Genomic DNA, 26,021 nt, shown 5'->3' on the forward strand with positions numbered 1-26,021 from the left:
AAAGCGTGCGTATTGCCTGAAAACACAACCCGCTACGGGGGAGACTTACCCGAAATCTGATTTATTCAACAAAGCCCATCGAACGCTACATTCTGGGGGAAAACTCGTCGTATAACGACATCGGGCCGTGGGACTACGCCAAACTGCCAGCGGTACTCAACACCCAAGCAACGCCGTTCAGCGTGTCAGTTGAAACCACCCAACAGTTGGAATTAGCGTTGGAGCACGCCTCACGGCAAGATCGGTTGGCGTTTATCGAAGTGAAGGTGCCCATGATGGACACCCCGCCCGTGATGAAAGAATTCTGCAACCGCTGCAATAACTTTAACTTCGGCCTGACCAATCCACGCCGCGCATAACGGCGCCCAGCCCGCCGTTGCTCAGGTAACGGCGGGCTTTCCCAGTGCTTGCACAACCTGCCGCTGCAACGTCTGCAGCAGCGGCTGTTGCCGCTTGGCCCCCAGACGCAATGCATGTGCTACCGCCGGTAATGGCAGCATGTGATCAAAGGCCGTTTCAATCTGTACTCGCCGATCGATAGACTGCTGGCTGAGTAATCCAACCCCCATTCCTGCAGAGATGGCAGCCAGCATCCCCGCCACCGATGGGCACTCCACCGACACCTTATAAGCGATCCCCGCGGCCCTTAGGCGCTCTTCAGCCAATCGACGGTAAAAACAATCCGGCCCGTAACTGACCAGCTTTAGGTTATCTCCTGGCTGATAACGCCAGCCGGGTGGCACACACCAATGAATAGGTTCCGTCGCCAACACGATATCTTCTGCACTCAGTGCATCACAAAACTGCTGATGCAGTACCAGGTCTAACGTCCCATGATCCAGCGCGTTTCGCAGCACATGACTTTGCTCAATCACCAACTGTATATCAACCTGCGGATGCTCATGAGTAAATGCCGCCAACAAGGCCGCCAACTGGGGCAACGACATCTGTTCTGTGGCACCAAAACGCACCGTCCCCTGCAATAAAGAAGGGGAAAAATGCGCCAACGCCCGATCGTGAGCATGCAAAATTTGCCGCCCATGCGACAACAGCGCCTCGCCATCCACAGTCGCGGTCAAGATACTGCCCTGACGATCGACCAGAGTCCGGCCCAACTGCTCTTCCAGCCGTTTGATTTTCCAGCTCACCGCCGACTGGCTGAGATTTAGCTGTTGTGACGCACGCGTCATGCTACCGGTGTCGATAACACTTTGCAGTGCCCGCAATGCATCAATAGATAAGCGCTGGTTCATAGGCCTAATCATGACAAAAATTGGATTTAACTACCATAACTTGTCATTAGCGTCATGGAAAGACGATGGGTATGGTTTATGTACAAGGCCAAAACGGGAGGAGCTTCATGAATGGCTTAGCATCTTTGCTTAATCAGCAGGTTATCATCAATGGTCATCGTATTGCTGCCGGCGTACATGGCGTGGGCGAACCTTTGGTACTGGTGCATGGCACCCCTGCCCACTCGATAATCTGGCGGGATCTGTTGCCCCGATTGACATCGGCAGGCTTCAACGTCCATATCTACGATTTGCTGGGCTACGGTGCCTCGGAACGTCCATTGTCAGCAGATACCTCAATTGCCGCACAAGCGGAATTACTGATCGGCCTATTGGACCATTGGCAACTGGCGTCCACCCACGTGTTTGGCCACGATATTGGCGGTGCATTGTCGCTACGCGCAGCTTTTAGTCACGCCGAGCGTTTTCGCTCGCTGAGCATTGCGGATATTTGCAGCTATGATTCCTGGCCTTCGCCTAGCTGGCGCGGCATCCGTGATAACTATCGTCAGTATGCCGTCTTGGACGCATCGCAACATGCGCAAATCCTAACGCGACAGCTGGAAATGGCGGTGTTCAATAAATCCCAGATGACGGGAACGCTATTACAACAGTATCTGGCGCCGATCGTCGGCGTGGTCGGCCAACCCGCATTTTATCAACATCAAATCGCCCATTACGACGCCCGCTATACTGATGATTTCGCACTGCGTTTGCCGGAACTACGTTTGCCGGTGCAAATTCTGTGGGGGGAAAACGACGAATGGCAGCCGGTCAGTTACGCTTACCGTTTACAAGGCGACATTCCCGGAGCCAGGTTGCAGGTAATCCCGCAGGCGGGGCATTTTCTCATGGAGGATGCACCGGAAACCCTAGCTCAACAGCTGGTCGCATTTATTCATTCACTTTAAACCGGGCGAATAGGCTCAGGAGTACATGATGCAATTGATAGGCATGCTGGATTCACCCTACGTGCGCCGGGTCGCCATTTGTTTAAAATTATTGGGGATCGCGTTTGAGCACCATGCCATTTCAGTCTTTAGCGGCTTCGATCGGTTTAAAGCCATTAACCCGGTAGTGAAAGCCCCGACGCTGGTGCTGGCCGACGATCAAATCCTGATGGATTCTTCCTTGATCCTGGAATACGCCTCAAGCATCGCCCCCACAGGGAAGATCTTGCTGCCGACCCAGGGTGCAGAGCGGCTACGTGCCCTACAGCTCAACGGCTTGGCACTGGCGGCCTGCGAAAAAACGGTGCAAATCGTTTATGAACAGCAACTTCGCCCGCAAGAAAAACAGCACCAGCCTTGGCTGGATCGTATTCAGAACCAACTGCTGGCCGCCTATGCCGAACTCGAAAAGCAGTTGCCACAGGCCGCAATGCCTGACTGGATGGGCAGCGCAGAGGTCAGCGTGGCTGTTGCCTGGAGCTTCACCCAACTCATGCTGCCCGGGCAGATAAGCGCCGAGCAACACCCTGCATTGGCGGCATTTTCCGCCAATGCAGAAAAACACCCGGCATTTGTCAGTACTCCGCAGGTTTAACCCGCTGAAGCGCGCGTCATGCAGCGCTGATGCCGCTCATCCACCCGCTTGGCGAACCAGGCGGTGGTCAACTTACGGGTGATTTTCGGGCTTTCCAGTTGAATACCCGGCAGCATTTCCCGCGGTAATTTCTTGCCCGTGCTTTTCTCCGCCAAGGCATAGACCCGCTCATACAGGTCAGTGTCAGAAAACTCGAACCTATCGCCCTTTTCCAGCGCCCGACGAATCGCCGAATCACTCATATTCAGCCGTTTGCCGAGGGTGCGCACTGCCAGCTCAGTGGTGCCGGGTTTATCCGTACCGTAGTTGATCAAATCGCCATCCAACGCCAACGGAATGCCCGTCGTTCGGCTGACTGCACTCTGGAACGCCGCGTTGCGGCTGGCGTACCAACCGGCATTGAAGTCGGCGAAGCGGTAAATCGGCTGACTGTAGTTAGCGGGGTAGCCCAGCAAATGGGCGATACCAAAATACATGCCACCACGGCGGCTGAACACTTCACGGCGAAGGGTGCCGTCAATCGGATATGGGTAGCCTTTGGCATGCGCTTCGGCGAAGGCAACGCTCACCTGCATCGGCCCAGCGGTATGTACCGGATTCAGGTTACCAAACAGCGTTTGGCCCATCGGCACCGAATTTATCATGTCATCAAAAATATCGCTAAGATCTTTCTCGGTACGTACCTTATCCAGACGTTCGCTATAACTCTTACCGTTCGGTGATTTGATCAACAAAGCGGTATGCACCAGGAAATTAGGAATATGCAGCTGATCAGCACGGCGGTCGATCTCTTTCCAGGCAATTTTTGGTAGCCCCGGTACCGGCGGATTTGCCTGGAAGGTCGACTCCTGCTCGGTGACCGCCAAAACCGAACACAGGTTTTGAACGCTAGGTTCAATGCCCTGCGCAGCAAAAGCGGCGGTGATGTCGGTGGCCCACCCTTGACGATCGGCCGTATTGGCCGGCATCAGCCTTACCAGTTGGGCTTTAACGTCTTCCGGGCGTTGTACCGGTGTCGTAGTCTTAGTGGTACAACCGACCAGCACCATCAGCGCAGCCAGGCTCAATGGACGCAAAGTCATCGGGTTGATAAAACGGCGAATAAGCATCTTTTCCCTGATCGTTTTAGCATAAACTGCACTGACGTTAGCCCAGCGGAGGGCCGTGATCCAGTTTAAATATGCCCTCGGCTATCAGAACCAGGCTATGACAGGACATTAATCGTAAAGGAATAGCGTAATGATTGAACTCATAGACATGAGCCAACAGGACTTCGAGCGTTATCGCGTTCATGGGATCGAAGAATATGCCCAGGATTTGGCGCGTTCGTTGTCGTTGAGCCAAGAGCAAGCCCGAATAGAGGCCACAACATCTTACAACGATGCGCTCCCCAATGGGTTGGCAACACCACACCATCGACTGGTTTGCGCTCGCTTAAGTGGGTCTACGGAAAAGATAGCCATCGTCTGGTACAGCATTAAACAACGCACCTTCGGCAGGCAGCTGTTTGTCTACGATTTTGAAGTGGATACTGCCTGGCGGGGCAAAGGCTATGGCGAGAAAATCCTTAGCGCAGTGTTGAATGCCGGACGAGCTGCCGGTGCAGAATATGCCGAGCTGGCAGTTTTCGACGACAATCCGACGGCGACCCGTCTTTATACTCGGCTCGGCTTTAAGGCCGTCAACACACGAATGCATCGTAAACTCTAAATCACGCCTTTGATGATATCAGGCATGTTCAAAGCCCCCATAAACATGTATTTTACATGCAACATATAAAATCATTTTATTCGCCCACCCTGTACGGCAATACAGAACCTGAGGAGAGATGCATGACCGAGCTGCTGCGTTATAAAACCCTGCCGGAATGGAACAGCACCACGCTGCCAGAGAGTTTCCAGCAAAAGCACAACACCCAAAGTGGCACCTGGGCCAAACTCACCCTACTGAGCGGCACACTGACCTTCGCGCTCATGACCGAAGAGGGCGAAACCACCGAAACCTGGCAGTTTAGCCCCGAAAGCCAACCGCCGTTTATCGAACCGCAGCAATGGCATCGCATCGTTTCATTTTCCGATGACATGACCTGCCAACTGGCGTTCTATTGTTCGCCTGAAGATTACTACCACAAGAAGCATCAACTGACGCGCACCCATTCCGAAGTGATTGAGGCCGCGCAACGTATCGCGCCCGGTAAAACGCTGGATCTGGGCTGTGGCGGCGGACGCAACTCGCTCTACCTCAACCTGAAAGGCTTCGATGTCACTGCCTGGGATAAACACACTCCCTCTATTGATAATCTCAACGCCATTATCGACAGCGAAGGCCTGTCACATATTCGCGCCAGCGTGCAAGATCTCAATACACACGGCTTCAGCGGTGAGTACGACTTTATTCTTTCCACCGTGGTATTGATGTTCCTCAACCCGGCGCAGATCCCCGCACTGGTGAAAAACATGCAGGACAGTACTGTCAGTGGCGGTTACAACCTGATCGTCGCGGCGATGGATACCCCAGACTACCCTTGCACTCTGCCCTTCCCGTTCACCTTTAAGCCAGGTGAATTGAACAATTATTACGCTGGCTGGGACGTGCTTAAATACAACGAAGACGTTGGCCAACTGCACAAAACTGATGCTGCCGGCAACCGTATTTCTTTGCGTTTCGCCACGCTACTGGCACGCAAGCCCTAACATTCCTGTACTCCCCGTCCAACGGGCTCGTGCCTGCCTGCGCCGAAATGCGGCAAACAACATGAAGTTTATTACGTTGCCAACCCGTGGCTGCGGCGTTAGGATCGCGCCCGGCTACGGGTGTAGCCAGTGAAATGAGTTGTCAGTTCCGCGCATGGAGAGGTAATTGTGTTAGAAAGTTTTGGCGTCCTGAATCTTTGGACCTATCTGGTCGGGGTGATTTTCATCATCATTTTGCCAGGCCCGAATACGCTGTACGTTTTAAAAACCGGTGTTACACGTGGCGTACGCGCTGGCTATACCGCCGCACTGGGCGTGTTTATTGGCGATGCTATCCTGATTTTTTGCGCCTATATTGGCGTGGCCTCACTGATCCGCACGACGCCGTTTCTGTTTACGCTGGTGCGATTTCTCGGTGCGATTTACCTGTTGTTCCTGGGTGCAAAAATTCTCTATGCCACCTTTATCCAGAAAAATGCGGAGCAACATCCCCAGGTTGAAGGCGGCCATAGCATCCTGCGTAAATCACTGACGCTCAGTCTGACCAACCCGAAGGCGATCCTGTTTTATGTTTCGTTCTTCGTGCAGTTCATCGACTTTGACTATGCCCACACCGGCCTGTCGTTCACCATTTTGGCGTTGATCCTCGAATCGGTCAGTTTTATTTACATGACTACGCTGATCTTCAGCGGCGCCATGCTGGCACACTTCTTTAATCACAAGAAAGGTCTGGCAAAACTGGGTAACGGTCTGATTGGTCTGTTGTTCCTGGGTTTCGCTACCCGCCTGGCAACCCTCAGTTCCTAGCCTCGCTCACAACGGCTGACTTGCTCAGCCGTTAGCCCTCCCCCGTTATGTCACGCAGGACAAACCGATTGTCAGGCAGACCAAAGTCGATCTTCTCAACCTGCTGTAGACTTTCAAGGTTAACGATTTACCCAAAATAATTGGCGTGGTATCAGGGCAGCCCGCGCGAGAATCCCGGTGCGCTTACACCAGTCGGTGATTCGGATGAGTGCGGCCAACGCAGGTATCGCGTCAAGAATTAAGGGTACGACCTTTTTTGTCTGACAGGAGGGCGTATGCCTGACAATACCCTAGCAGTGATGGACAACGTTTCACGTTTTCTCGATCGTCATCATGGGCTGTATATCGACGGCCAGTGGTGTGAATCCAGCGCCGAAGGTCGGTTGGCAGTGTATAACCCCGCCGATGGGCAACAAATTTCCTCCACCGCAGACGCCAACGCGCAGGACGTCGCACGCGCCGTCCAATCGGCCCACAACGCGTTTACCTCTGGTGTCTGGGCGCAACGCTTACCCGCAGAGCGCGAACGCATATTATTGCGCTATGCCGATCTGGTTGAGCAACACACTGAAGAGCTGGCACAGCTGGAAACGCTGGAACAAGGCAAGTCGATCAATATTGCCCGTATGTTCGAGGTTGGCTGTACGCTGAACTGGATGCGTTACACCGCCGGGCTGACCACGAAAATCACCGGCCAGACACTCGATGTGTCAATCCCGATGCCGCCGGGCGCCAAATATCAGGTGTATACCCGTAAAGAACCGATTGGCGTGGTCGCCGGTATTGTGCCGTGGAACTTCCCACTGATGATCGCCATGTGGAAAGTGATGCCAGCGCTGGCCGCAGGTTGTTCTATCGTCATCAAACCGTCGGAAACCACCCCGCTTACCGTACTGCGCATGGCAGAACTGGCAACCGAAGCCGGTATTCCGCCAGGCGTATTCAACGTGGTGACCGGTAAAGGCAGCGGTTGTGGCAAAGCGCTGACAGAACACCCGCTGATCGCCAAAGTGAGCTTCACCGGTTCCACGCCCGTTGGCAAAGGGATCGCACGTGCCGCGGCGGATCGTCTGACACGCGTGACCCTCGAACTCGGCGGCAAAAACCCGGCTATCGTGCTGAAAGATGCCGATCCACAACAGGTCATCGAAGGCCTGATGGCTGGCAGCTTCCTCAATCAGGGTCAGGTGTGCGCCGCCAGTTCGCGAATTTATATTGAAGCGCCGATCTATGACACTCTGGTCGCGGGGTTCGAGCAGGCGGTGAAATCACTGTCCGTTGGGCCGGGAATGGATGCCAGTGCGCAGATCAACCCGTTGGTCTCCAGCGATCACCGCAATAAAGTGGCCGCGTATCTGGATGACGCCAGATCCAAACATGCGGAGCTGATCAGCGGCGCATCCGGGCCAGACTCACAGGGGTTCTATATCCCCCCTACGCTGGTGATTAACCCGGATGACAAGCTGAACCTGACGCGCGAAGAAGTCTTTGGCCCGGTGGTCAATTTGATCCGCGTCGCGGACGCCGAAGAAGCCTTGCAAAAGGCCAACGATACCGACTACGGCTTGACTGCCAGCCTGTGGACCACCAGCCTGCAATCGACCATGGCTTATACGCCGCGCATTCAGGCCGGTACGGTTTGGGTCAACACCCATACGTTGATCGACGCCAATATGCCTTTCGGTGGGTTCAAACAGTCGGGCAGTGGGCGTGATTTTGGCCCGGATTGGCTGGATGCCTATACCGAATCCAAATCAGTGTGTATTCGTTACTGATCGTGCCCCAAAGCATCAGTAGCCCATTTTATGAGGCTACTGATGCTGTTTGCGGTATTCGCTCGGCGAGACGCCAAAACGGCTTTTGAAAGCAGTAGAGAAGTGGCTGTGATCGGTAAAACCCCAGTCATAACCGACAGTCGCCAGCTTTTGTCGTTCCGGTGCACGGCGCAAGGCCTGTGCGCACAGATCCAGACGGCGGTGCTTGATATATTGCGCCACCACCAACCCCTGGCGGGAAAACATCCGATACAAACTGCGTACCGATACGCCCAACTCACTGGCAATCCATTCCGGCCGCAACTGCGGCGATTGAATATGCGTATCGATAAACGCCAGCGTTCGGGTGAAGCTGCGAGGGTGGCTATCAACCTCAACCTCGCGATCAACCAACGCCGGGCGTAACAGCGTCGCGACGGCGCTCAGTATCGCTTCGCTCTCCGGTGCGCTCATCAGCGGGTCCTGCATACAACCCAGCACCAGCTGCCGGCTAAGTCGCACTACGCTGCTTTGCGCGTCGAGACGCCGCGCACACTGCACATCGGCCCCGTGCGCCGAGGGTTCGAAATAACTGCGTGGCATCAATAACGAAATTTGGCGGGAATCTTGTTGAAAGGTAAAGCTGCTGGTACGTGAAGCGTCGATCAAGGTAACGTCGCCGGCGGACAGTACCGCCTGCCGCTCCCCCTGTTCCATCAATGAACTGCCACGCAGTTGAAAGACGGTGAAAAAGTGCGAACCGTCGCTGCGGGAAATCTCTTGAGGGGTACGATACAAGCGGGTGTGAGCGGCATCAACCACACTCAGACGTAGCGCATGGGCGCGGAACTCTTGCATCGCACCGCTAAACCCTGGCCCCAGCGTCTTGGCGCAAAACCGGCCGCAGGCGGAGTTGATTTTCGCCAGCCACTCCTCAAAGCCAACTTCCCTGCTCTGGGCGGAAATTGTCATGGCTTTCCCCTTCAAACATCAGCGATAAACGCTGTCGAACCGCAAGCGGCATTGAACAGAAAACCAACATAACAATCCGATAACATACAATCAATGCCGTGACCGGGATCTGGCGCAGGGATCACACATTGCTCCCACCACACGGGCACAGTCATCAAATTGACACCCAGCCGTCATGTAACCATCACATGACTCGCCAAATATAGAGCTCAGTTTGCTGACAGCCACCTTCACACCATGGGTATTCCTAATGAAATTATTACAAAAATCTGCGCTGGCACTGTGTTTGTTCACGGCTGCCGCCCTGCCTGCGTTCAGCGTTTATGCCGCCGAAGATGCACAACCCTTCACAACCTCACAGCAGGTTGATCTGACCCAGATCCTGCCGCCACCGCCGGCCAATGACTCCGTGCAAACCAAACGGGAACTGCAAGAAGTCGTGGATATGCAGCAGAAACGGACGCCGGACATGGCCACGCAGGCCAAGGCAGATGCGGAAGAGAATGTGTGGGTATACAGCAATGTGATGGGGCCGAAATTCAATGCCCAGGCGCTGCCGGTACTGAGTGCTTTCTTTGATCGCGTTGTCGCGACAGAAGCCGCCGTGGTTGATCCCGCCAAAGACTTCTGGAAACGCCCGCGCCCACACATGCTGGACAGCCGCATTGAACCGATCGTAAAACGCTCTACCTCCGGCTCCTGGCCTTCCGGTCACACCACGCTGGGCACGTTGATGGGCATTACGCTGGCCAATATGGTGCCGGAAAAGCGCGCCGAGATCATGGCACGCGCCTGGCAATACGGCGACAACCGCGTGGTTGCCGGTATTCACTATCCGTCGGATATTGAAATGGGTCGGATCGCCGGCAGCGTCATCAGCCAGCAGATCTCACACCAACAAGATTTCCAGCAGCAATACCAGCAGGCCCGCGAAGAACTGCGTCACGCATTGGGCCTGCCTGCCGCAAAATAATGCTTAAGGCTGGGTATCCAGCAAATAGCGAACGACGGCCGCGTACTCTTGTGCGTAGCCGTCGATGCTTTGACTCGACATACCGGCATTGTCGATCTTGTACTTACCGGAAACGTAAAATGATGGCGTTGCGCGTACATCCAGCGCTTTTACTGCTTCATTCTGCTTGGCAATCATGCCTTTCACCAGTAGGCTGTGGCGCGCATTCTCATAAGCCGCTGCGTCAACACCGGCGGCGGCAAACACCCGCTGAATATCCTCTTCACTGTTGATGGCACGTTTCTTTTGCAGCGCGTCAAACAGCATTCCTTCAATTTTATCCTCAATGCCCATCACCATCGCCACCGACCAGGCCTCGGTCAGTTCATTGCCTAATTTCCCCATCAGGCCAACGTGATACTTGGTCAGTTTGGTGCCCTCAGGCAACGCCTGGCTAACGGTGCTACCCACGTGGTAGGTATCAGCAAACTGGTAGCAAGGGCCGCAATAGAAGGAGAAGAATTCCACGACAGCCGGCGCAGAGGCCACCGGCTTATCCAGACGAGTATATTGTTCGCCTGCACGATAATCCGCCGCGGCAGCCAGGGTCGGAAGTAACAGCACCAGTAATGAACCGGCGATCAATCGATTAATTTTAGCCAACATACCTACTCCATTTCAGATGAGATCATTGTCCCTAACGCCGGTGTTTATAATCAAATTGTCGGCTTAAGGCCAGGCTTTATTACCTTATATTTATGTGGGATTGATGCACATCAAAGCCATAGCCTGGCCTGTCAGTGGCATTCTCCAGCCCAGGAACTATGCTTGAAAGAGGGCGCGAATTGCCGCTGGCGTGCCTGAGTCGAGGTAAAAATGACAGTAATTAATAAAGGTATTGGCGAATATGACTTCACCGCAGAGAAGAGGGACGGTGTGATCACCGGAACCATCAGCGGCGAATTCCCAGACAGCGATGCCAGCCTCCCACTGCTGCCTTTCACCGGTACCTTTTCGGCTACATCGGTCGCAGAAGCCATTGACGATATTACCCGGCAATTCCCTGATATAGAGCCAGCGATTATCGATTTATTACGAGATGAAATGCTCAGCGCCGGATATTAACTCGCGTTATCTCAATGACCGATATCCTCCCGATTAGAATAATCTTACTTACAGAACCTTTTCGGTTTCCCTACCTTTTCCCTATTGCTAACGCCCTTAGCAGAAGATGATACTAACGACCTCAATCTAAAGTTAAAAGGTTATATTATGCGTCGTATTCTGATGTTCATCAGTGCGCTGACTATTAGCGCCATGCTTTCCGGCTGTATATTCCCGCCACCAGGTGGCGGCGGTGGCGGTGGCGGTGGCGGTGGGCGCGGTGGCCCAGGCGGACCGGGGCACTATTTTAACGGGCCACGTTAAATAACGTTCATATCCCTGGCGCGTGACTTGAATATAAATTTAAGCCTGTAGGTCATCATAATGAAAAAAACACGCCTTATTATTTCATCCGCATTGCTATTAACCTGTGTATCGGTTTTTGCTGCGCCGCCTGCCAATGAATTTAACGGCAAGCCAGTGGTTCATCAGAATAATAAAAAACCTCATGACAATAAAGTACAGCCAAAATCACACCACAATAAAAAACCACTCAGGAAACCGGATAAGAAAGCGTCAGAAAAACGGGTTCAAGCGTTCCACCACGCGCGCAACGATTAATGTCAGTGATTAGGTCAGTCATGGCTAAACGATTCCCCCTACGCATGCGGCAGGAGGAATCGCTTACATCGCTTTAGCGCGCAGGGTATCGCCGCTGCGAATAAAATTGCCGGCGCCCAGATGATGAATAGTATGCAATTGCGGATCTGCGTCGGCAAAGTTCCAGCGGCCCCCCTGAAACACGCGTTCGTCTGCGGCGGCGGCAACCACCTCACCAAAACACGTATCGTATTTCTGCTGGGCACCACGTTCAGGTAACAGGCGACACTCCAACCACGCCACACACCCCTGCTCTATCAAGGGAACGCTCAGCGTAGCGCTGGGGAAGCTGACAATATTGAAGCGAGAAAACTTGTCTTCCACGTCTTGCCCCGAGATGCTGCCCACCGCATAGGTCGTGTCGATAAACATAGCCGCCGGGATGCAGATGCCAAATACGCCACTCTCTTCGATCATCTGTCGGGAATGCGCATTTTTATCGACCACGATAGCAATCCGTGGCGGGGTAAATTCAACCGGCATCGACCAGGCAGCCGCCATCACATTACGCCGCGCAGCATCCTGGCTTCTGCTGGTAATCAACACCGTCGGGCCATGGTTAAGCAAGCGGCTGGCATGTTCCAGTGCAACGGGACGAAAATGATTCATGGGAGGCCCTTATTGGTGTCTTTGGGTAATCAAACAGAAGGTAGTAACGGAGACTGTCTGTGTTTTGCAGTGTAGATCTGCGTTGCCGTGGGGATCAATCACGTTGGCGGCACAGAAGCACGGAATGTGTGCCTGTGATAATCCTGACGTTGCAGAAGCCTTGAGGTTTGACGAGGAAATATTGCGCCAGCATCCACTGGCGCAATAGGGTAAAACTAGTTTTTTGGCAGTTGAATGCGCACGACGCTTTCTGGTTTGCCGGCCTTGGTACTGGCACCGTCATTTTTCACGCTCACAAACAACACGTTGTTGCGGGTATCGAGCGCCAGGCTGTTCGGATGCGGTGGCAATTCTACCGTCTGCAGCCGCTTAAGAGTCTTGGAATCAAACACCGTCAACGTACCTACTCCGTGCTCGACGCGAACCCCTTTGCGGTTGGTGACGTATACCCGTTGATTGTTCTCATCCAGCAGCAGACCAATTGGCACCTCATCGGTCAGTTCGCTGGCCAAGACCTTGCCGCTGTCCGCGTCCAACGCAAAGACCCGGTGCCCGCTACTGCGCTTCACGTAGTCGTGCCCCAGATGCGTATTACGGTAATTGTCGCGATCGATCCCCTGATCCACACCCAGCAGACGGTTGTTCTTACCGTCATACACCAGGTTCAGCAATTGATCCGCCTGGATCTCTTTGGTGGACGTGATTGCCAGCGTATCGGCATTCAGCGTGATCAACTGCCCCTGCATATTGGAGACAAAGACGCGCCGCCCTTTCTCATCAAGCGTGATGCCTACCGCGTTATAGCCAAAACCGGGGATCATTTTCTCCAGTTTTTTGTTGCGGGTATCCACCACAAACAGCACGCTGTCCACCCCGAAGCCCAGTCCCGGTAAGAAAAGACGGCCAGTCTGCGCGTCGTACTTCATTTCACGGATACGGTACTGGTAGTCTTCCGTGATCTTGAAACGCTTAAGCTCCTCAAGTAAGAATTCCAGCCGTTTACCGCTGATGCCTGCGTCTTTATACGTCTTCTCAAGCATCGACTTTTCGGTCACCAGGATACTGCCCAGCGCACGATTGGTGGTGGTATCCACCACACCGACCGAGCCGTTAAACCCCTGGGTCAGATACAACCGGTGACCGGCATCATCCAGCGCCACGCCGAAGCCTTTCACCTGCAAAGGGATCTCCGCCTGCACCGCCAGCGTGGTCGGATCTAAACGCAACACGCGGGATTTTGCCTCTTCTTTCCAGTCTGGTGCACTGACAAACAGCGACTGCTGGCTCGGGCTATAAGCCATCTCCACCAGCGCCGACGACAACGGCTGGCGCTTGATATCCTCAGGTTTGATCCCTGTGTCACGGGCCTGTGCCGCACCGGCCACCACCAACGACGTTGCGATCAACAGCGACAGTAAAGCGCGAGGTGTTCCTATTGTTCCAGACATCCATTTATCTCCATGAAAGTAATAAAGTCAGTTAGGGTGAACAACGTCATTGCTGCGGTGCCGGTGGCAGGTCCGCAAGCGGCATATTCCCACCGTCCTGCTGGGAAAAATGCGCGAACACGTGCTGAATGGTCCCGGCGATCAGTCCCGCCTGTTGCGCGGTGTAGTGATCGGTCCGATAGGTCATCATCACGCGCAGGGATTTCACGCCATCGAGGTTCTCTTCCATCACTTCAAACTGCAAACCGAGCAGTGATTCGGTTTTCTCCGGCTCAATCTGGCGATACGCTACCGTGCTGCCGTCTTGCAGGGTGAATGCCCCATTGAGCTTGATGCGGCTGTGGATCTGGATGAACACTTCAAACATGTGATTCTTGCGATCGGCATGCGCGCCAAATAGCCCCTCTTCCACCAGGTCAATCGGAATATCGGTGTAGGGCATCGAGCCATTGATGGTGTTTTTGACCTGATCGATCAGGCCAGCCACCGTGAGTTGCTCGGCGAAGCGCACCCGGTGTACCACCACGGTAGTGAAGTAGCCAATGGTGTCGAAGTACTCAGCGTCGTTGCGCCCGGAAGTCGAGGTGCCCACCAGCAGATCTGCCGGGCCACCGAGAAGACGCAAAGCCGAGGTGATACCGGCATAGACCACGTTGAACAGCGAGGCATTGTTCTTTCTGGCCTGTGCGTACAAGCCGTCTGCCACCGCCGGGTCGACATCGAACTCCAACCATCCTCCGTTGACATCGGCCTCTGCCGGTACTGCTGGATGGTGGGAAGGCTCCTGTTGGAACAGCGGCTGCCCCACTGGCGCATCCCGCAGGTTATCGAGCCAGTAATCCAGGTGTTGCTGTGCGACGCCGCCCGCCTGCTGCTGCCGGGCAAAGGCATAAAACTGCGGCACGTCGTTCGTCCACTGTGGCTTCTGCCCGGCAACGCGGTAGCGATAAGCGATACCCAGTTCGTCCATCATCAGGTTCAGCGACCATTCATCCAGCACGACATGGTGGAACAGCAACGACAACCATTGCTGGCCGGTGGCCGCGTCACGCAGGAAGGTGGCACGCAGCGGCAGCTCGGTGGCGAGGTTGAAGCGGTGGTCGCCAGCATTGGCCAGCAATTCACTGCCGTTACCGGCCGGTGTTTCATGAGAGAAGCGGAACCAGGCATAGTCGAGCAATTCAGCCGCAGGCACCACTTGCTGGCATACCTCACCGTCACGCGTGATAAACAGCGAACGCAATACGCTGTGCCGTGTCATCACGTCGATAAATGCCTGGCGCAACGCCGTTTCGTCTACCGGGTCAAGGAAGCTGATGGCAAATGGCAGGTTGAAGATCTCGTCATGACCGAACGCCTCATACACTTTCCACAGGGAGTGCTGTGCCAGCGACAAGGGTGCCTGGACGGTGTCGCCCTGCTGTTGCATGACGCCTTCCTGGGCTGCCGGCGCTACAGCGGCCTGACGTTTGGCATAGACTGACAGCCCGCGGGCAGTGGCATGGCTGAACAGATCGTTAATATTGAGCTCTATGCGATGCAAGCTGAGCAAACGGCCGATCACTCGAGTAGCCACCAACGAATGCCCGCCGCGATCGAAGAAATCCTCATCAAGGGTCATCTCTGGCGCAACCAGGGCATCGCGGAACTCCGCCAAGATCAGTTGTGCAATAGCGTCGTTTTCTTGCCCATCATTTACGGGCAAAGCGTGCTCAACCACGGCTAACGGCGGCTCAATGGCAGGAAGCCGCGCCGTCGTGATCGTCCGCCCCGCAAGGAAAGCGACAAACTGTTCCAACAGGAATGGGGCCGCGTGCGGAGTTAAACGAGGATCCGCGCTCAGCTCAAGCACCACCGAATCCGGATCGGGCAGGCTCAGCGCCAGCACCAATTCAAAAGGCGTATGCAGAGGCGGCAACAGCAGACGTTCAGCATTGACGCCGTCAAGTTGCAGAGCCACTGACGGGTCCGCCAACCAGGTAACCAACAGTTGAGCCAACTGCGGATTAGGGGCCTCCGGCGTGTGCTGCGCCAGCAGTCGGCTTTCCAATTCGGGATCGGCAGACTGTAGCGTCAGGCGTTTCAACCGGGCAGCGCTCATCCACGCGTCCACGCCGTTTGCCTGTTGTGCATCGTCCTGTGGTACACAGAGTTGTACCGGCAGTCCGCCGGACTGGGCTGAGATAAAGCAGCCAAAACGCGTCGCGATCGCCGCCAACAACGTTGCCGGGTTATCAGCAACAGGCAGGATTTTACGCGCAACACGGGCCGCTATACGTACCCCGGCTTGTGCCAGAACGTCATCCTGCACAACCGACGTACGATAGTCCCGCAATGTCGCCGCCTGTCGCGCCCACGGCAGCACGAGATCGGTCACTTCCGGCAGTGGCGCAACCGGAGGCATCTCCTCAAAACCTTGCGCAGGGTCATTCCCGTTATACAGTGCTGATAACGTCTTCAATAACTGTCGGCATGACAACGTTTCCGCCAAAATATCGTGCGCCACAACGCCCAATACCACGCCGCTACCGGTGAAAACCCAAAAGCGTACCGGCGCTTCACGTGCCAATTCGAGAGGGGTGGCCTGTGCCTGCAGCAAACGGCTAACCGCCTGTTGCTCATTCGCCACAGACTGAATGTTTACCGGATTGAGCGCCGTATTACCGCGCAGCTTGCGTAAGCCTTGTTCGTCATCAAAGTCATAGCGAACATCCAGTTCCGGCATCAAGCGGCTCAGGGCTTCCAGCGCACTGACTAATCTGCCGATATCCGGTTCACCACCTAACCGCCAGGCCATTGCCTGCTGGCTCCCACCATCACCCCGCTGCTGGTGCATGAACCATGCCAGCTCTTCCGCTTCGCTCAGCGACTGAACGGCATCTGCCGCACGCTCGCCCAGTGCCTCGAACGCCAGATCCAGACGCTGGGCCTCATCATCGCTGAGAATATTGTCAAAATAACCGCTCACTGCTCTATCTCCTTGCGCCCGGTCAGCCCGGAACATCGGGGAAACGCTGGTCATTAAAAGGGGCGTTGATACGCCCCTTGCGCAGACTGGCTGTTACCGCATCAGAATGTCAGTTCAAGTGCCGCACCCACCATGCGTGGACGCTGCTGGGTTGCCGTATACACGTCATTGCCACTGACCATCACACGACGCTCTGAATCAAACAGGTTCTGTGCATACAGGGTGGCGCGACCATAGGCGAAGGTGTACGCCAGTTGGGTATTTGCCGACCAGTAAGAACCGATATGTCCGCGAGAGTCATTGTCATACTGCGAGTAGTAGGAATCAGAGAATGCGACGTTGCCGCTCAGTTCCAATCCGGCCATCAATTGGTACTTGGCGCCCATATTGGCGGTATAGGCTGGCGCACGCGCTAGCTCATGTCCTTCTACACCGCTGCCCGAGAACTTCTTGATCTTGGTTTTCAGCAGGCCAACGTTGGTAAACAGTTCGAAGTCCCAGCGCGGTTGCCAGGTTGCCCCCATTTCTGCCCCGTAGGTTTCCACCTTGTCGGCGTTGCGGATCACCGATGAGTCAGGCCCCAGGGAATACGGCAGCTGCATGTCCTTGTAGTCGTTATAGAAGATGTTGCTGGTCAGAATGACGTTGGCATCTTTTAGGTGATGGCGGCTGTACAGCTCATAGTTCCAGACATACTCAGAACCATAGGTATAGCTGACCACCGGCGTGCCAATAGTGATACCGCCACCACCGGCGTTATAGCCACGTGCCACCTTGGCACCGTAGGTCTGGGTATCCGTCGGCTTCCAGGCCAGATCGAGCTTCGGCAGGAATACGGTGTAGGTCTCGTCAAAGTCGATACGCACGGCTTTGCTGCCGCCGGTACGCTGACGGTGCTCACGCTCCAGGCGGCTGGCAGCGGTAAGGTCTACCTCTGGCGTAATGGCGTAGGTCAATTCGGCAAAGGCGGAATTGGTGTCGGTTTTATCCTTGAAGCTGGATCCACCGAAAATATTGACGAACTCATCCTGCTTGGCGTGGAAATAACGCAGCCCCGCCAATCCATGCAAACGGCTGCCCGGTCCGCCAAAGCGCGCGACTGGCTCGACATGCACCTCTTTACCACCGATTTCAGCATATTGGATGTTGTAGGCTGTCGGGCGGTTGATATTAAAATCGGTGTAAATCACCCGGTTTTCGAGCGTCAGGCTGTCGGATTGCTCCCAGGCCAGATCCCAGACGCCGCTGTTCATGTTGCTTTTAAACACCGCACGGCGCGGATCGTGGCGCAGGTTGGTTGGGTGGACTTGCGGGTTGAGGCTTTCGTTCTGTGGTGAGGTACTGCCAAAATGGTTAAAGGTCAGCTTGGTGGTCACATCACGCAGGCCAGCCGGGTTGAATAACAGTTTGGCACGCGCCGTGGTGGCTTCAATTTCTCGTGGATCGCCCACGGGTGCATAGGCGGGCAGGTCGACATCACTGCGGCGGCGCTGGCGATCGACGCTGACGCGGAACGCCAGTTGGTCTTCCACCAGCGGGCCGGAGGCCATGGCAGACAGCTGTGAAGAATGCTGATTACCCGCCCCGCCCTTGAAGGCGCTTTCCCAGTCAAATGTCGGATCTTTACTGGTCATCACGATGGCGCCGGCAATGGCATTACGCCCCTGAATATAGCTTTGCGGGCCGAGGAACACTTCAACACGATCCAGATCCCACAGCGACTGCGGGCCGAACGCCTGCTCGTTGTAAGTCAATGAGCGGCCGTCGAGTGACAGATTGAGGCGCGGACGGGTGCCGCTGAGGAAGGCATTGGCGCCGACATTCGGCCCGGAACCGTCAATACCGCGCACGGTCGGGAGATTGTTACCAATTCCCAAATCCACCACGTTGGGGGTCATGCGCAGCAAATCGGGGACCTGCAACGCATTGGGCATGGAAGATATCCGCTCGCTGTCAAAGACTTGCACGCTGGAGCCGGTATCAAAAATGCTGCGTTTAATTTTTTCACCGGTTACCAGCAGGCTCTCTGAGTCCTGCCAGTTGTCCTTACGTTTGCTGTCTGCGGCTTCCTGAACCTTTTCGTCCACTGCGGCGGCGTTAACGCTCCCTACAGATAAAGAACAAAGACCCAGAAAGAGTGAGGAAAATGCCCCAATGGCCTGTAAGCCTGCTTTTTCCTTGTTTCCTACGATTTTATGCCTTTGAGCCGCTGAATGCTTGCTCATAGATGTATTCTCCTTTCATCCCAGATGCACAAAAATTTACTTGTTTTCACATAGGTAACGACGCTGATTCTCACACTAACAATGGCATTACGGCCTTCCTGACCTTGCTATTGCATATCCCTGCCGCAGACGACCGCCCCACCCCAGACGCACAGCGGGCGAGAGCAGTTTTTTTGTCTGGAAACGTAAAGAAATGTTAATAATGATAATATTTTACATATTTTAATGCAAATCATTATCACTTAAGAAAATAACCGTGCAGATAAAAAGCCACAACGCACAGAAATAAAACCGAAGTTACCCGTAACGATAAAAACCAATAATTTCATTTAAAATGAATACAAAACATAACTATATTGGAATTAACAATTTCACCCATCGAGCAAAAACCGGTATTAACCGTATTATTTACATGCGTTATTGAAACAAATAAAAATAGTAATAATTTTCATTCCCATTAACATTGACATATATTCTTACAGTCTCTCAATACTGATGGAAACCCGATGAAAGCGTTGACCACGATGCAGGCTGCCTACTGGGTTGGCAGGCAATCTGAAGCGCCGCTGGGGGGCGTATCTGCCCACCTGTATGCGGAATTTAACTGCAGTGACCTGGACGTCGAACGACTGAGACAGGCCGTTACCGCTCTTTACCTGCATCACCCCATGTTGCGCCTGCGCGTGACGGCGGATGGCCAGCAGACAATCGATGCCAGTGGCCCTCAACATCGCCTGCATCTGGACGATTTTAGCCACGCCGATGCTCCTGATGTTGCCAACCGGCTAGCCCATAAACGCCAAACGAAAAGCAGCCAAAAATTGCCGCTGGAACAGGGTGTCCCCTGCGATATCAGCCTTAGCCTGCTGCCCGGTGGTCACAGCAGACTGCATGTGGATCTGGACATGATTGCCGGTGATGCGATGGGTTTTCGTGTATTGATGGAGGATCTGGCGCGTTTTTATCATCAATGCCCAACAGCACCCGATGACAGCAGTATTCCCTATTTTGATTACCTGGACCGTCACCGTGCCGACACGGCGCTACAGGCACGCCGCGCCCGTGCGCAAGCCTGGTGGCGTGAACGTCTGACTCAGTTACCGCCCGCACCGCATCTGTTGCGCACGCCGGATCGCTGCCGTAGCGATCGGCTGGCGCTGCAACTGAGCGCAAGAGAAACCCAAGCGCTGGAAGAGGCCGCCAAGGCACACCACGTCACGCTGTCATCACTGTTTCTGGCGCTGTTTGCCGTGACCGTCGGCCATGGCTGGAACCTGTCACGCTTCCGGTTGAATGTGCCGCTGTTCCACCGGGAAGCAGAAAACGTCGATAACGTCATTGGCGATTTTTCTAATCTGGTGCTTCTCGGCATCACGCTGAATCCGACGGAAAACCTGTCAACGTTCAGCCGCCGCCTGATGGACCAACTGGCGGAACTGATCGCGAACGCCGACTACCCCGGCGTCAGCGTGATGCGCGACCTGTCGCGCCTGCAAGGCAGCATGCAACCTTCGCCGGTGGTGTTTACCGCCGGTTTTGGCATCCACGGCAAAGCGCTGTTTTCTGATGATGTCACCCGCACCTTTGGTCCGCTGGAATGGGTGATTTCCCAGGGCCCGCAGGTTGCGCTTGATGCCCAGGTCGCGCACGCCAACGGCGGCATTCTGATCAACTGGGATGTGCGTCAGGACGCTTTCCCGGATCGGCTGCTGCCGCAGTTGTTCGCTACCTACGGTGCCTTGTTAAAACGGGCCGCCAACCAGCCGGACAGTTTCAACCAGCCGTTGGCGCAGTGGCTGTCACAATGTTCCGCGCAGGCATTGAGCCGCCAGGCGCCGGTACGCCAACTGTTACACCGGCTGTTAGCGCGCGTCGCGCCGGACACCCAGCTGGGTGATGACGACGACATCAACACCCTGCAGCTACCGCAGGATGGCCTGCTGGCCTTACTGGCCGTGCTTAACAAATATCTGTCGGTGGCACTGACCCCAGAAGATGTGGCGGCTCACCCTACCCCAACGGCACTTGCCGCCCTGATCTGTGAACGGGCCCCCAATGCCGCTGAAGGTGTGCACATGCTGCTAAAGGTGCTGGCACCCAAAGCTTGATATCGGTTCCGGGTGCGTGGCCTCACGCGCCCTGTTTTCTTTTTCGTTGGTTAGCGACAATAGGGAAATACCATGGAGACACCATTAAGCACGCTGCAGCAGGCTTACCTGCTCGGGCGCAGCGAACAATGGCCGCTAGGCGGCGTGGCAATGCACGACTTTCGCGAATATCGCGGTCTGCAGTTGGACGTGGCGCGGTTGGAAAACCGACTGAGTGAACTGGTGCTGCACTATCCGGCGCTGCGCACCTGTATCGATCCTCACCGTTTCACCCAGCATGTAAGACAGGAAGCCACGCTGAACCTGGATCGTCACGATCTGCGTGAGTGCGATCATGAGGTTGCACAACAACGGCTGGCAGCCCTGCGCGATCAATACTCGCACCAGCGGCACGATCCTACGCAGCCTTTGTGGCGTATCGCCGTCATTCAATTGCCGGAGATGCAGGACGCCCATCACGACAGCGTGGTTTTCACCAGCTTCGACGCGCTGATCCTCGACGGCCAGGGCATTTCTACCGTGATTGCCCGGTTATTTGACGACACCCCGCTGCGGCCCGTCGCCCCCCCGGCGCCACCCGCCGTCGCCAGCGCAGAACAGCGCCAGACGGATGCGGCCTATTGGCAGGCCAAGTTGCAGAACGTCACCACGCCGTCGGCGCTACCCTGGCGTACTCCGCTGGCTAATATCAAGTCTTCACGCTACCGCCGCGCCACGTTGACGCTGCCACGCGAAACGTTAAAACAGTTCTCACGCCTGGGCTCTGCCCACGCATTGCTGCGCAACAGCAGCCTGTCGGCACTGATCCTCGATACGCTGGCGCAGTGGACCACCGACGGCGAGCTGTGCGTCGGCGTCCCCGTCGCCTTCCCCGCTGCGGACGGCGCACTCAGCAACACCTCCACCTTCGTGGCGGTGCGCTATGCGCGTCAGGGTGGCACCTTTGTCAGCCGCGCGCAGGCATTGCAAGACGACGTATTAGGTGCGCTCGATCACCTGACATTTTCCGGTGTTGATTTGGCGCGACAGTTGCTGAACCACAGCCAGGGATCGCCTGCGCTGCCGGTGATCCTCACCAATTGCTTAGGCTGGGAGACGCTGCCAGCCAATGCCCCGGTGCGCTACCATGACGGCGTGACGCAGACACCGCAGGTGGCGATCGATATTCGGCTGACGCAGGACGCCGACAAGAATTTGCTGCTGTGCGTCGACTATGCCGAACAGGCACTGGACGGTGAGCAGGTACAGGCGATGCTGAGTGCGCTGCAACGCCGGATAACGTTAATGTGCCGGGACGGCGATTTGGAGATCGCTCCAGCGCAATTTATCGATTATCAGCACTATCGCCATAACCACAGCGAGACGGCATTTACCGCCTATCCATACCTGGCGCAGTTAGCTGACCGGCTGTTTAACGATCCACAGCCGCGACCGGCCTTGATCTGCGATCAACAGAGCCTGACATACCCAGAACTTGGCCGGCAAGTCGGCAGCGTAATGACCAATCTGCAACGGCGTGGCCTGAAACCTGGCAGCGTGCTGGCCTTGTATCTGGCACGCAGCCCAGAGCATGTGACGATCTCCCTCGCCTGTGCACTGCTGGGTATTATTTGGGTGCCGATCGACATCAACTCCCCCCCCGAGCGCACCGCTTATCTGCTGAGCAACTGTCGGCCGGATCTGGTAGTACACCAGGGTGAGCTGGAAACGGAGCACGGGGTAACGCCAGAAGAACTTTTGGCCCCCACGGCAGACGCAGCCAAGCTACCGGACAGCCAGACGCTGGCCGATCGCAGCGCCAGCACCGAGGCCAGTTATTACCTGTATACCTCCGGCACGACCGGCAAACCAAAATGCGTGGTGCTCAACAACCGCGCAACGGCCAACGTCATCGGCCAAACCCTGCAACGCTGGGCGGTTACCGCTGATGACGTGATGATCTCAGTCACGCCGCCGCACCACGATATGTCGATGTTTGATCTGTTCGGCTCGCTCAGCGCCGGGGCGACGCTGGTACTACCGGCACCGCATCAGGAAAAAGACGCCATCAGTTGGAACCAGTTGGTAGAGCGCCATCGCGTTAGCCTGTGGTGTTCGGTGCCCGCCATTTTGGAAATGCTGCTCACCTGCAAAACAGACGACAGCCTGCGCTCACTGCGCTTGGTGGCCCAAGGCGGTGATTACATCAAACCGGCAACGGTGCAGCTGTTACGTGGTTTGCGCCCCGACATCAGCCTGTTCTCACTCGGTGGCCCGACCGAAACCACCATCTGGAGCATCTGGCACCCGATTGCGGAACAGGATACCGGCACCGTGCCTTATGGCCAGCCGTTGCCGGCCAACCAATACTTTATCTGCCATGACGACGGCACCCATTGCCCGGCAGGGGTGGTTGGACGTATTCATACGGCGGGGGTTAATCTGGCATTGGGCTATCTGGAAGACGGCGCTCTAAAACAACATGACTTTGTCACCCTGGACGGCCCCGACGGGCAACCGCTGCGAGCCTTCCGCACCGGCGATCAGGGTTACTATCGTGCAGACGGCAATATTCTGTTCGCCAGCCGGGTAAACGGTTATGTGAAAATCCGTGGCGTGCGCGTCTCATTACCGGAGATTGAAGACGTGCTGCGCGGGCATGAGGCCATTCTCGATATCGTGGTCGTGGATTACCCAGGCGGCGACAATGCCGAAGCCACGCTGGGGGCGATGTACCTTACCCATGACGGCAAACCGCTGTCGCTAGCGGCCATCCGCGCCTTTTCCACCGGCTATCTGCCTTGCACCCATATTCCAACGCGCTTTATCCACGCCGAAACGCTGCCGCTTTCCGGCAACGGTAAAACGGACCGTCACCGCATCCGGGCGGCGTTCAGCGCTGAGCGTGCAGCTCCGGGGCTAAACGCCTGCGCGGCGCCGTTGCCACATGCACCCGCGGCAAACAGCGGCAAGATTTTGGCTATCTATTTGCAGGCCATCGGTGCAACGCCGCGCCCTGAGTGGGGGGAAGAAACGGCCTTTATCAGCATGGGGCTGAAGCTGCCACATATCCGGCAAGTGGCTACCCAGCTCAATGATGCCTTTGGCACCCGGCTCCCCCCCACGCTGCTCATTCCTTGTAAAAATGCGCGGGAGGTCGCAGCGCTGCTGGCGCGTTAACACTGTTTAAACGTCGTGGCGCAGCATGCTGCGCCCGCTCACAAAGGCAAATCGGGTCGAACGTGTTCGACCCCTACCGGTTGCGCTATTACGCCGGGTTATTCCCCCTCAGGCGGGCACCGCCATCAGTTCACCCACCGCGGTCTCCAACGCTTCTTCCCGCAATGCTCGCAGTAAAAAATCCTGCAGGGCGTTACCGTAGTCAGCAACCCCAATGCCAGGGAACTGCTGCACGTAGATATCAATATCCAGATGTAAATCGTCGGCATCGGTGCGCCCGCGGAAGGTCAGATTAGCGCCGTCACCCGAGCCACCCGCCAATACCTTGCGTGTGCTGTTGCACCCGCTGAAACCCGCAGGATCAAACGGCTGAACGTTGATAAACGGGGAAATAAACAGACGCGAAGCCGGCGTCACGCCACGATCGGCGGCGATCTGCCGCAGGCGATAACCGGCGTGGCTGCGTAGCTCACGCAAGGTCTGCGCCAGGTTGGAAAGAAAATGCCCGAGAGTCTCTTCCACGCGCAGCGACACCAAAAACGGCAGTGTATTGACCGCCAGTGCTGGTGTACTGGTCGCCTTGCTACTACGACGGTTCATTACCGGCATCCACATGGTGCGCGTATCGCCCTTATCGTGCGGTAGCGGCGGTAAGGTAAAGAACAGCCAGGCGGCGGACAGTGCCAGCAGCAAATCGGGCCAGCCGATGCCGCTACGTTCCGATAACCCACGCAGCCGCTGTGAGATCTCGCCCGGCAGCGCCGTGCTGGTGCTCAGACATTTCACGCCATATTCCCTGCCGCCTTTGCGTACCGTGGGTAACGTCTGTGACGGCGGTAAATAACGCTGCCAAAAAAGACGATCCTTAGTGCAGCGTTCAGACGTGGCATAGGCCAGCTCATGACGTTGGAAGGTGTCGAACGCCCCCAATGCTTGCCCTGCCGCACCCTTGCCAAGGAAGTGTGCATACAGCGCGGCGCAGCGGTGTTCGATCAGCGCCATGCCGAATCCATCGATGACGATATGGTGCGCACGAACGAACCAGATAAAGCGCGACGGCCCCAGTTTGATTAACCACATTGCCGCCAGCGGCCGATTGCACAGATCCATCGGTTGCCCAATATCCGCCTGGATCAAGCGCATCGCGGATAGGTAGGGATCGGGTTGCTCTTGCAGGTCGATACAATTCAACGCCGGTGCCCAGGAAGGATCATAACGCTGCTGCGGCGGACGGTTGCCAATACCCGCATTAAAGCGCAGTGCGAATGCCTGCGTTTCGGCAAGCGTGAGGGTAATCGCCCGGCACAGCGCTATCTCGTCTACCGCTCCGCGTAACTCAGTGGCATGGGCGACGGTGGAAAACGGCTGCCCGGGATGCAAAGTAAACTCTTCCCAGAAGTCTAACTGAGCCGGTGTCAGCGGCAGCCATTCTGTAGCCAAAACAGTTTCCGACATGTTACCTACCTTTGATAAGCCATAAACAAATGTTGAAACAACGGAAGCCAAAACCCCGCCGCCGCAGATTGCGTCTAATAACGGCCAATACGGGGTAAATACCGGATACGGCCTGCCGCCCTATACACAGGCTGCCTGGCGTGATCCTTTTTATTGTGGTTTGCGTGCTTGCCCCCCTGGCGCACGTAAAACGGGACGGCGCATCCGCCTTTTGCAAGGCCATGACAACGCACAGAAGATGTTTCGGTTCGGTTACAAATGAAAATGATA

The 26,021-nt window shown here is 55.7% G+C and carries 21 protein-coding genes and 1 pseudogene; 13 read left to right on the forward strand and 9 right to left on the reverse strand.

The genetic code is table 11. The annotated features are described in order from the left end of the window. Positions 1-77: 77 nt before the first annotated feature. Positions 78-359 (forward strand): annotated as a pseudogene (locus AC2FCQ_RS20030) (alpha-keto acid decarboxylase family protein); the annotation flags it as partial. 21 nt (positions 360-380) lie between these two features. Here the strand turns inward: AC2FCQ_RS20030 and AC2FCQ_RS20035 are convergent. Further along, complete coding sequence (locus AC2FCQ_RS20035; protein ID WP_245209926.1) at positions 381-1,253, reverse strand: LysR family transcriptional regulator; 873 nt, start codon at positions 1,251-1,253, stop codon at positions 381-383. A gap of 107 nt (positions 1,254-1,360) precedes the next feature. On the opposite strand from AC2FCQ_RS20035, the gene AC2FCQ_RS20040 reads away from it, so the two are divergent. Together AC2FCQ_RS20040 and AC2FCQ_RS20045 are read left to right on the forward strand one after the other, a co-directional pair. Beyond that, the gene (locus AC2FCQ_RS20040) at positions 1,361-2,203 is read left to right on the forward strand and encodes an alpha/beta fold hydrolase (protein ID WP_490308959.1); all 843 of its coding nucleotides are present in this window, start codon (positions 1,361-1,363) and stop codon (positions 2,201-2,203) included. A 28-nt stretch (positions 2,204-2,231) separates the two neighbouring features. Next, positions 2,232-2,837 carry a glutathione S-transferase gene (locus tag AC2FCQ_RS20045; protein WP_404760296.1) on the forward strand — a complete coding sequence of 202 codons (606 nt, stop codon included), beginning with the start codon at positions 2,232-2,234 and terminating at the stop codon, positions 2,835-2,837. Here the strand turns inward: AC2FCQ_RS20045 and AC2FCQ_RS20050 are convergent. Next, positions 2,834-3,946 (reverse strand): DUF1615 domain-containing protein, encoded by a 1,113-nt coding sequence (locus AC2FCQ_RS20050; protein ID WP_404760204.1) that lies wholly within the window; start codon positions 3,944-3,946, stop codon positions 2,834-2,836. The genes AC2FCQ_RS20045 and AC2FCQ_RS20050 overlap by 4 nt on opposite strands. Before the next feature lie 130 nt (positions 3,947-4,076). Between AC2FCQ_RS20050 and AC2FCQ_RS20055 the strand changes: the two genes are divergently transcribed. The 4 genes from AC2FCQ_RS20055 to AC2FCQ_RS20070 all read left to right on the forward strand — a co-directional run bounded on the left by AC2FCQ_RS20055 (position 4,077) and on the right by AC2FCQ_RS20070 (position 8,112). After that, positions 4,077-4,547 carry a GNAT family N-acetyltransferase gene (locus tag AC2FCQ_RS20055; RefSeq protein WP_490308958.1) on the forward strand — a complete coding sequence of 157 codons (471 nt, stop codon included), beginning with the start codon at positions 4,077-4,079 and terminating at the stop codon, positions 4,545-4,547. 122 nt (positions 4,548-4,669) lie between these two features. Beyond that, positions 4,670-5,530, forward strand: a complete 861-nt coding sequence (gene tehB / locus AC2FCQ_RS20060; RefSeq protein ID WP_490308957.1) for an SAM-dependent methyltransferase TehB — start codon at positions 4,670-4,672, stop codon at positions 5,528-5,530. Between the two features lie 168 nt (positions 5,531-5,698). After that, the gene (gene leuE / locus AC2FCQ_RS20065; protein WP_209636703.1) at positions 5,699-6,337 is read left to right on the forward strand and encodes a leucine efflux protein LeuE; all 639 of its coding nucleotides are present in this window, start codon (positions 5,699-5,701) and stop codon (positions 6,335-6,337) included. A gap of 275 nt (positions 6,338-6,612) precedes the next feature. After that, positions 6,613-8,112: an aldehyde dehydrogenase family protein gene (locus AC2FCQ_RS20070; RefSeq protein WP_209636706.1), complete on the forward strand. Its 1,500-nt coding sequence runs from the start codon at positions 6,613-6,615 to the stop codon at positions 8,110-8,112. Positions 8,113-8,148: 36 nt separating this feature from the next. Here the strand turns inward: AC2FCQ_RS20070 and feaR are convergent, their stop codons facing one another. Continuing rightward, a complete protein-coding gene (gene feaR, locus AC2FCQ_RS20075) occupies positions 8,149-9,063 on the reverse strand; it encodes a transcriptional regulator FeaR (RefSeq protein ID WP_209636708.1) in 915 nt (304 codons plus the stop codon). A 250-nt stretch (positions 9,064-9,313) separates the two neighbouring features. On the opposite strand from feaR, the gene AC2FCQ_RS20080 reads away from it, so the two are divergent. Next, complete coding sequence (locus tag AC2FCQ_RS20080; protein ID WP_265554714.1) at positions 9,314-10,036, forward strand: acid phosphatase; 723 nt, start codon at positions 9,314-9,316, stop codon at positions 10,034-10,036. Between the two features lie 3 nt (positions 10,037-10,039). Here AC2FCQ_RS20080 and AC2FCQ_RS20085 read toward each other — a convergent pair whose 3' ends face one another. Beyond that, positions 10,040-10,681, reverse strand: a complete 642-nt coding sequence (locus tag AC2FCQ_RS20085; protein ID WP_209636712.1) for a DsbA family protein — start codon at positions 10,679-10,681, stop codon at positions 10,040-10,042. 210 nt (positions 10,682-10,891) lie between these two features. On the opposite strand from AC2FCQ_RS20085, the gene AC2FCQ_RS20090 reads away from it, so the two are divergent. From AC2FCQ_RS20090 to AC2FCQ_RS20100, 3 genes are all read left to right on the forward strand, one after another. Beyond that, positions 10,892-11,140 (forward strand): hypothetical protein, encoded by a 249-nt coding sequence (locus AC2FCQ_RS20090; protein WP_209636714.1) that lies wholly within the window; start codon positions 10,892-10,894, stop codon positions 11,138-11,140. A gap of 147 nt (positions 11,141-11,287) precedes the next feature. Beyond that, a complete protein-coding gene (locus AC2FCQ_RS20095; RefSeq protein ID WP_490308956.1) occupies positions 11,288-11,443 on the forward strand; it encodes a hypothetical protein in 156 nt (51 codons plus the stop codon). 60 nt (positions 11,444-11,503) lie between these two features. After that, entirely contained in the window at positions 11,504-11,740 is a 237-nt protein-coding gene (locus tag AC2FCQ_RS20100) for a hypothetical protein (protein WP_209636718.1), read from the forward strand. A gap of 63 nt (positions 11,741-11,803) precedes the next feature. Here the strand turns inward: AC2FCQ_RS20100 and AC2FCQ_RS20105 are convergent, their stop codons facing one another. The 4 genes from AC2FCQ_RS20105 to AC2FCQ_RS20120 form a co-directional block, all read right to left on the reverse strand. Continuing rightward, the gene (locus AC2FCQ_RS20105) at positions 11,804-12,388 is read right to left on the reverse strand and encodes a flavin reductase family protein (protein WP_490308955.1); all 585 of its coding nucleotides are present in this window, start codon (positions 12,386-12,388) and stop codon (positions 11,804-11,806) included. A gap of 215 nt (positions 12,389-12,603) precedes the next feature. Next, positions 12,604-13,836 carry a YncE family protein gene (locus tag AC2FCQ_RS20110; RefSeq protein WP_490308954.1) on the reverse strand — a complete coding sequence of 411 codons (1,233 nt, stop codon included), beginning with the start codon at positions 13,834-13,836 and terminating at the stop codon, positions 12,604-12,606. A 46-nt stretch (positions 13,837-13,882) separates the two neighbouring features. Then, positions 13,883-16,804 (reverse strand): condensation domain-containing protein, encoded by a 2,922-nt coding sequence (locus AC2FCQ_RS20115; RefSeq protein WP_490308953.1) that lies wholly within the window; start codon positions 16,802-16,804, stop codon positions 13,883-13,885. A gap of 101 nt (positions 16,805-16,905) precedes the next feature. Beyond that, positions 16,906-19,029 (reverse strand): TonB-dependent receptor, encoded by a 2,124-nt coding sequence (locus AC2FCQ_RS20120; protein WP_490308952.1) that lies wholly within the window; start codon positions 19,027-19,029, stop codon positions 16,906-16,908. Positions 19,030-19,535: 506 nt separating this feature from the next. On the opposite strand from AC2FCQ_RS20120, the gene AC2FCQ_RS20125 reads away from it, so the two are divergent. Together AC2FCQ_RS20125 and AC2FCQ_RS20130 are read left to right on the forward strand one after the other, a co-directional pair. Beyond that, entirely contained in the window at positions 19,536-21,137 is a 1,602-nt protein-coding gene (locus AC2FCQ_RS20125) for a condensation domain-containing protein (RefSeq protein WP_490308951.1), read from the forward strand. Between the two features lie 72 nt (positions 21,138-21,209). Continuing rightward, positions 21,210-24,296 (forward strand): amino acid adenylation domain-containing protein, encoded by a 3,087-nt coding sequence (locus tag AC2FCQ_RS20130; protein ID WP_490308950.1) that lies wholly within the window; start codon positions 21,210-21,212, stop codon positions 24,294-24,296. Between the two features lie 108 nt (positions 24,297-24,404). Here AC2FCQ_RS20130 and AC2FCQ_RS20135 read toward each other — a convergent pair whose 3' ends face one another. Further along, positions 24,405-25,751, reverse strand: a complete 1,347-nt coding sequence (locus tag AC2FCQ_RS20135; RefSeq protein WP_490308949.1) for a condensation domain-containing protein — start codon at positions 25,749-25,751, stop codon at positions 24,405-24,407. Positions 25,752-26,021: the final 270 nt, after the last annotated feature.

It is taken from the genome of Serratia sp. CoH_134_PS_4, from assembly GCF_058190535.1.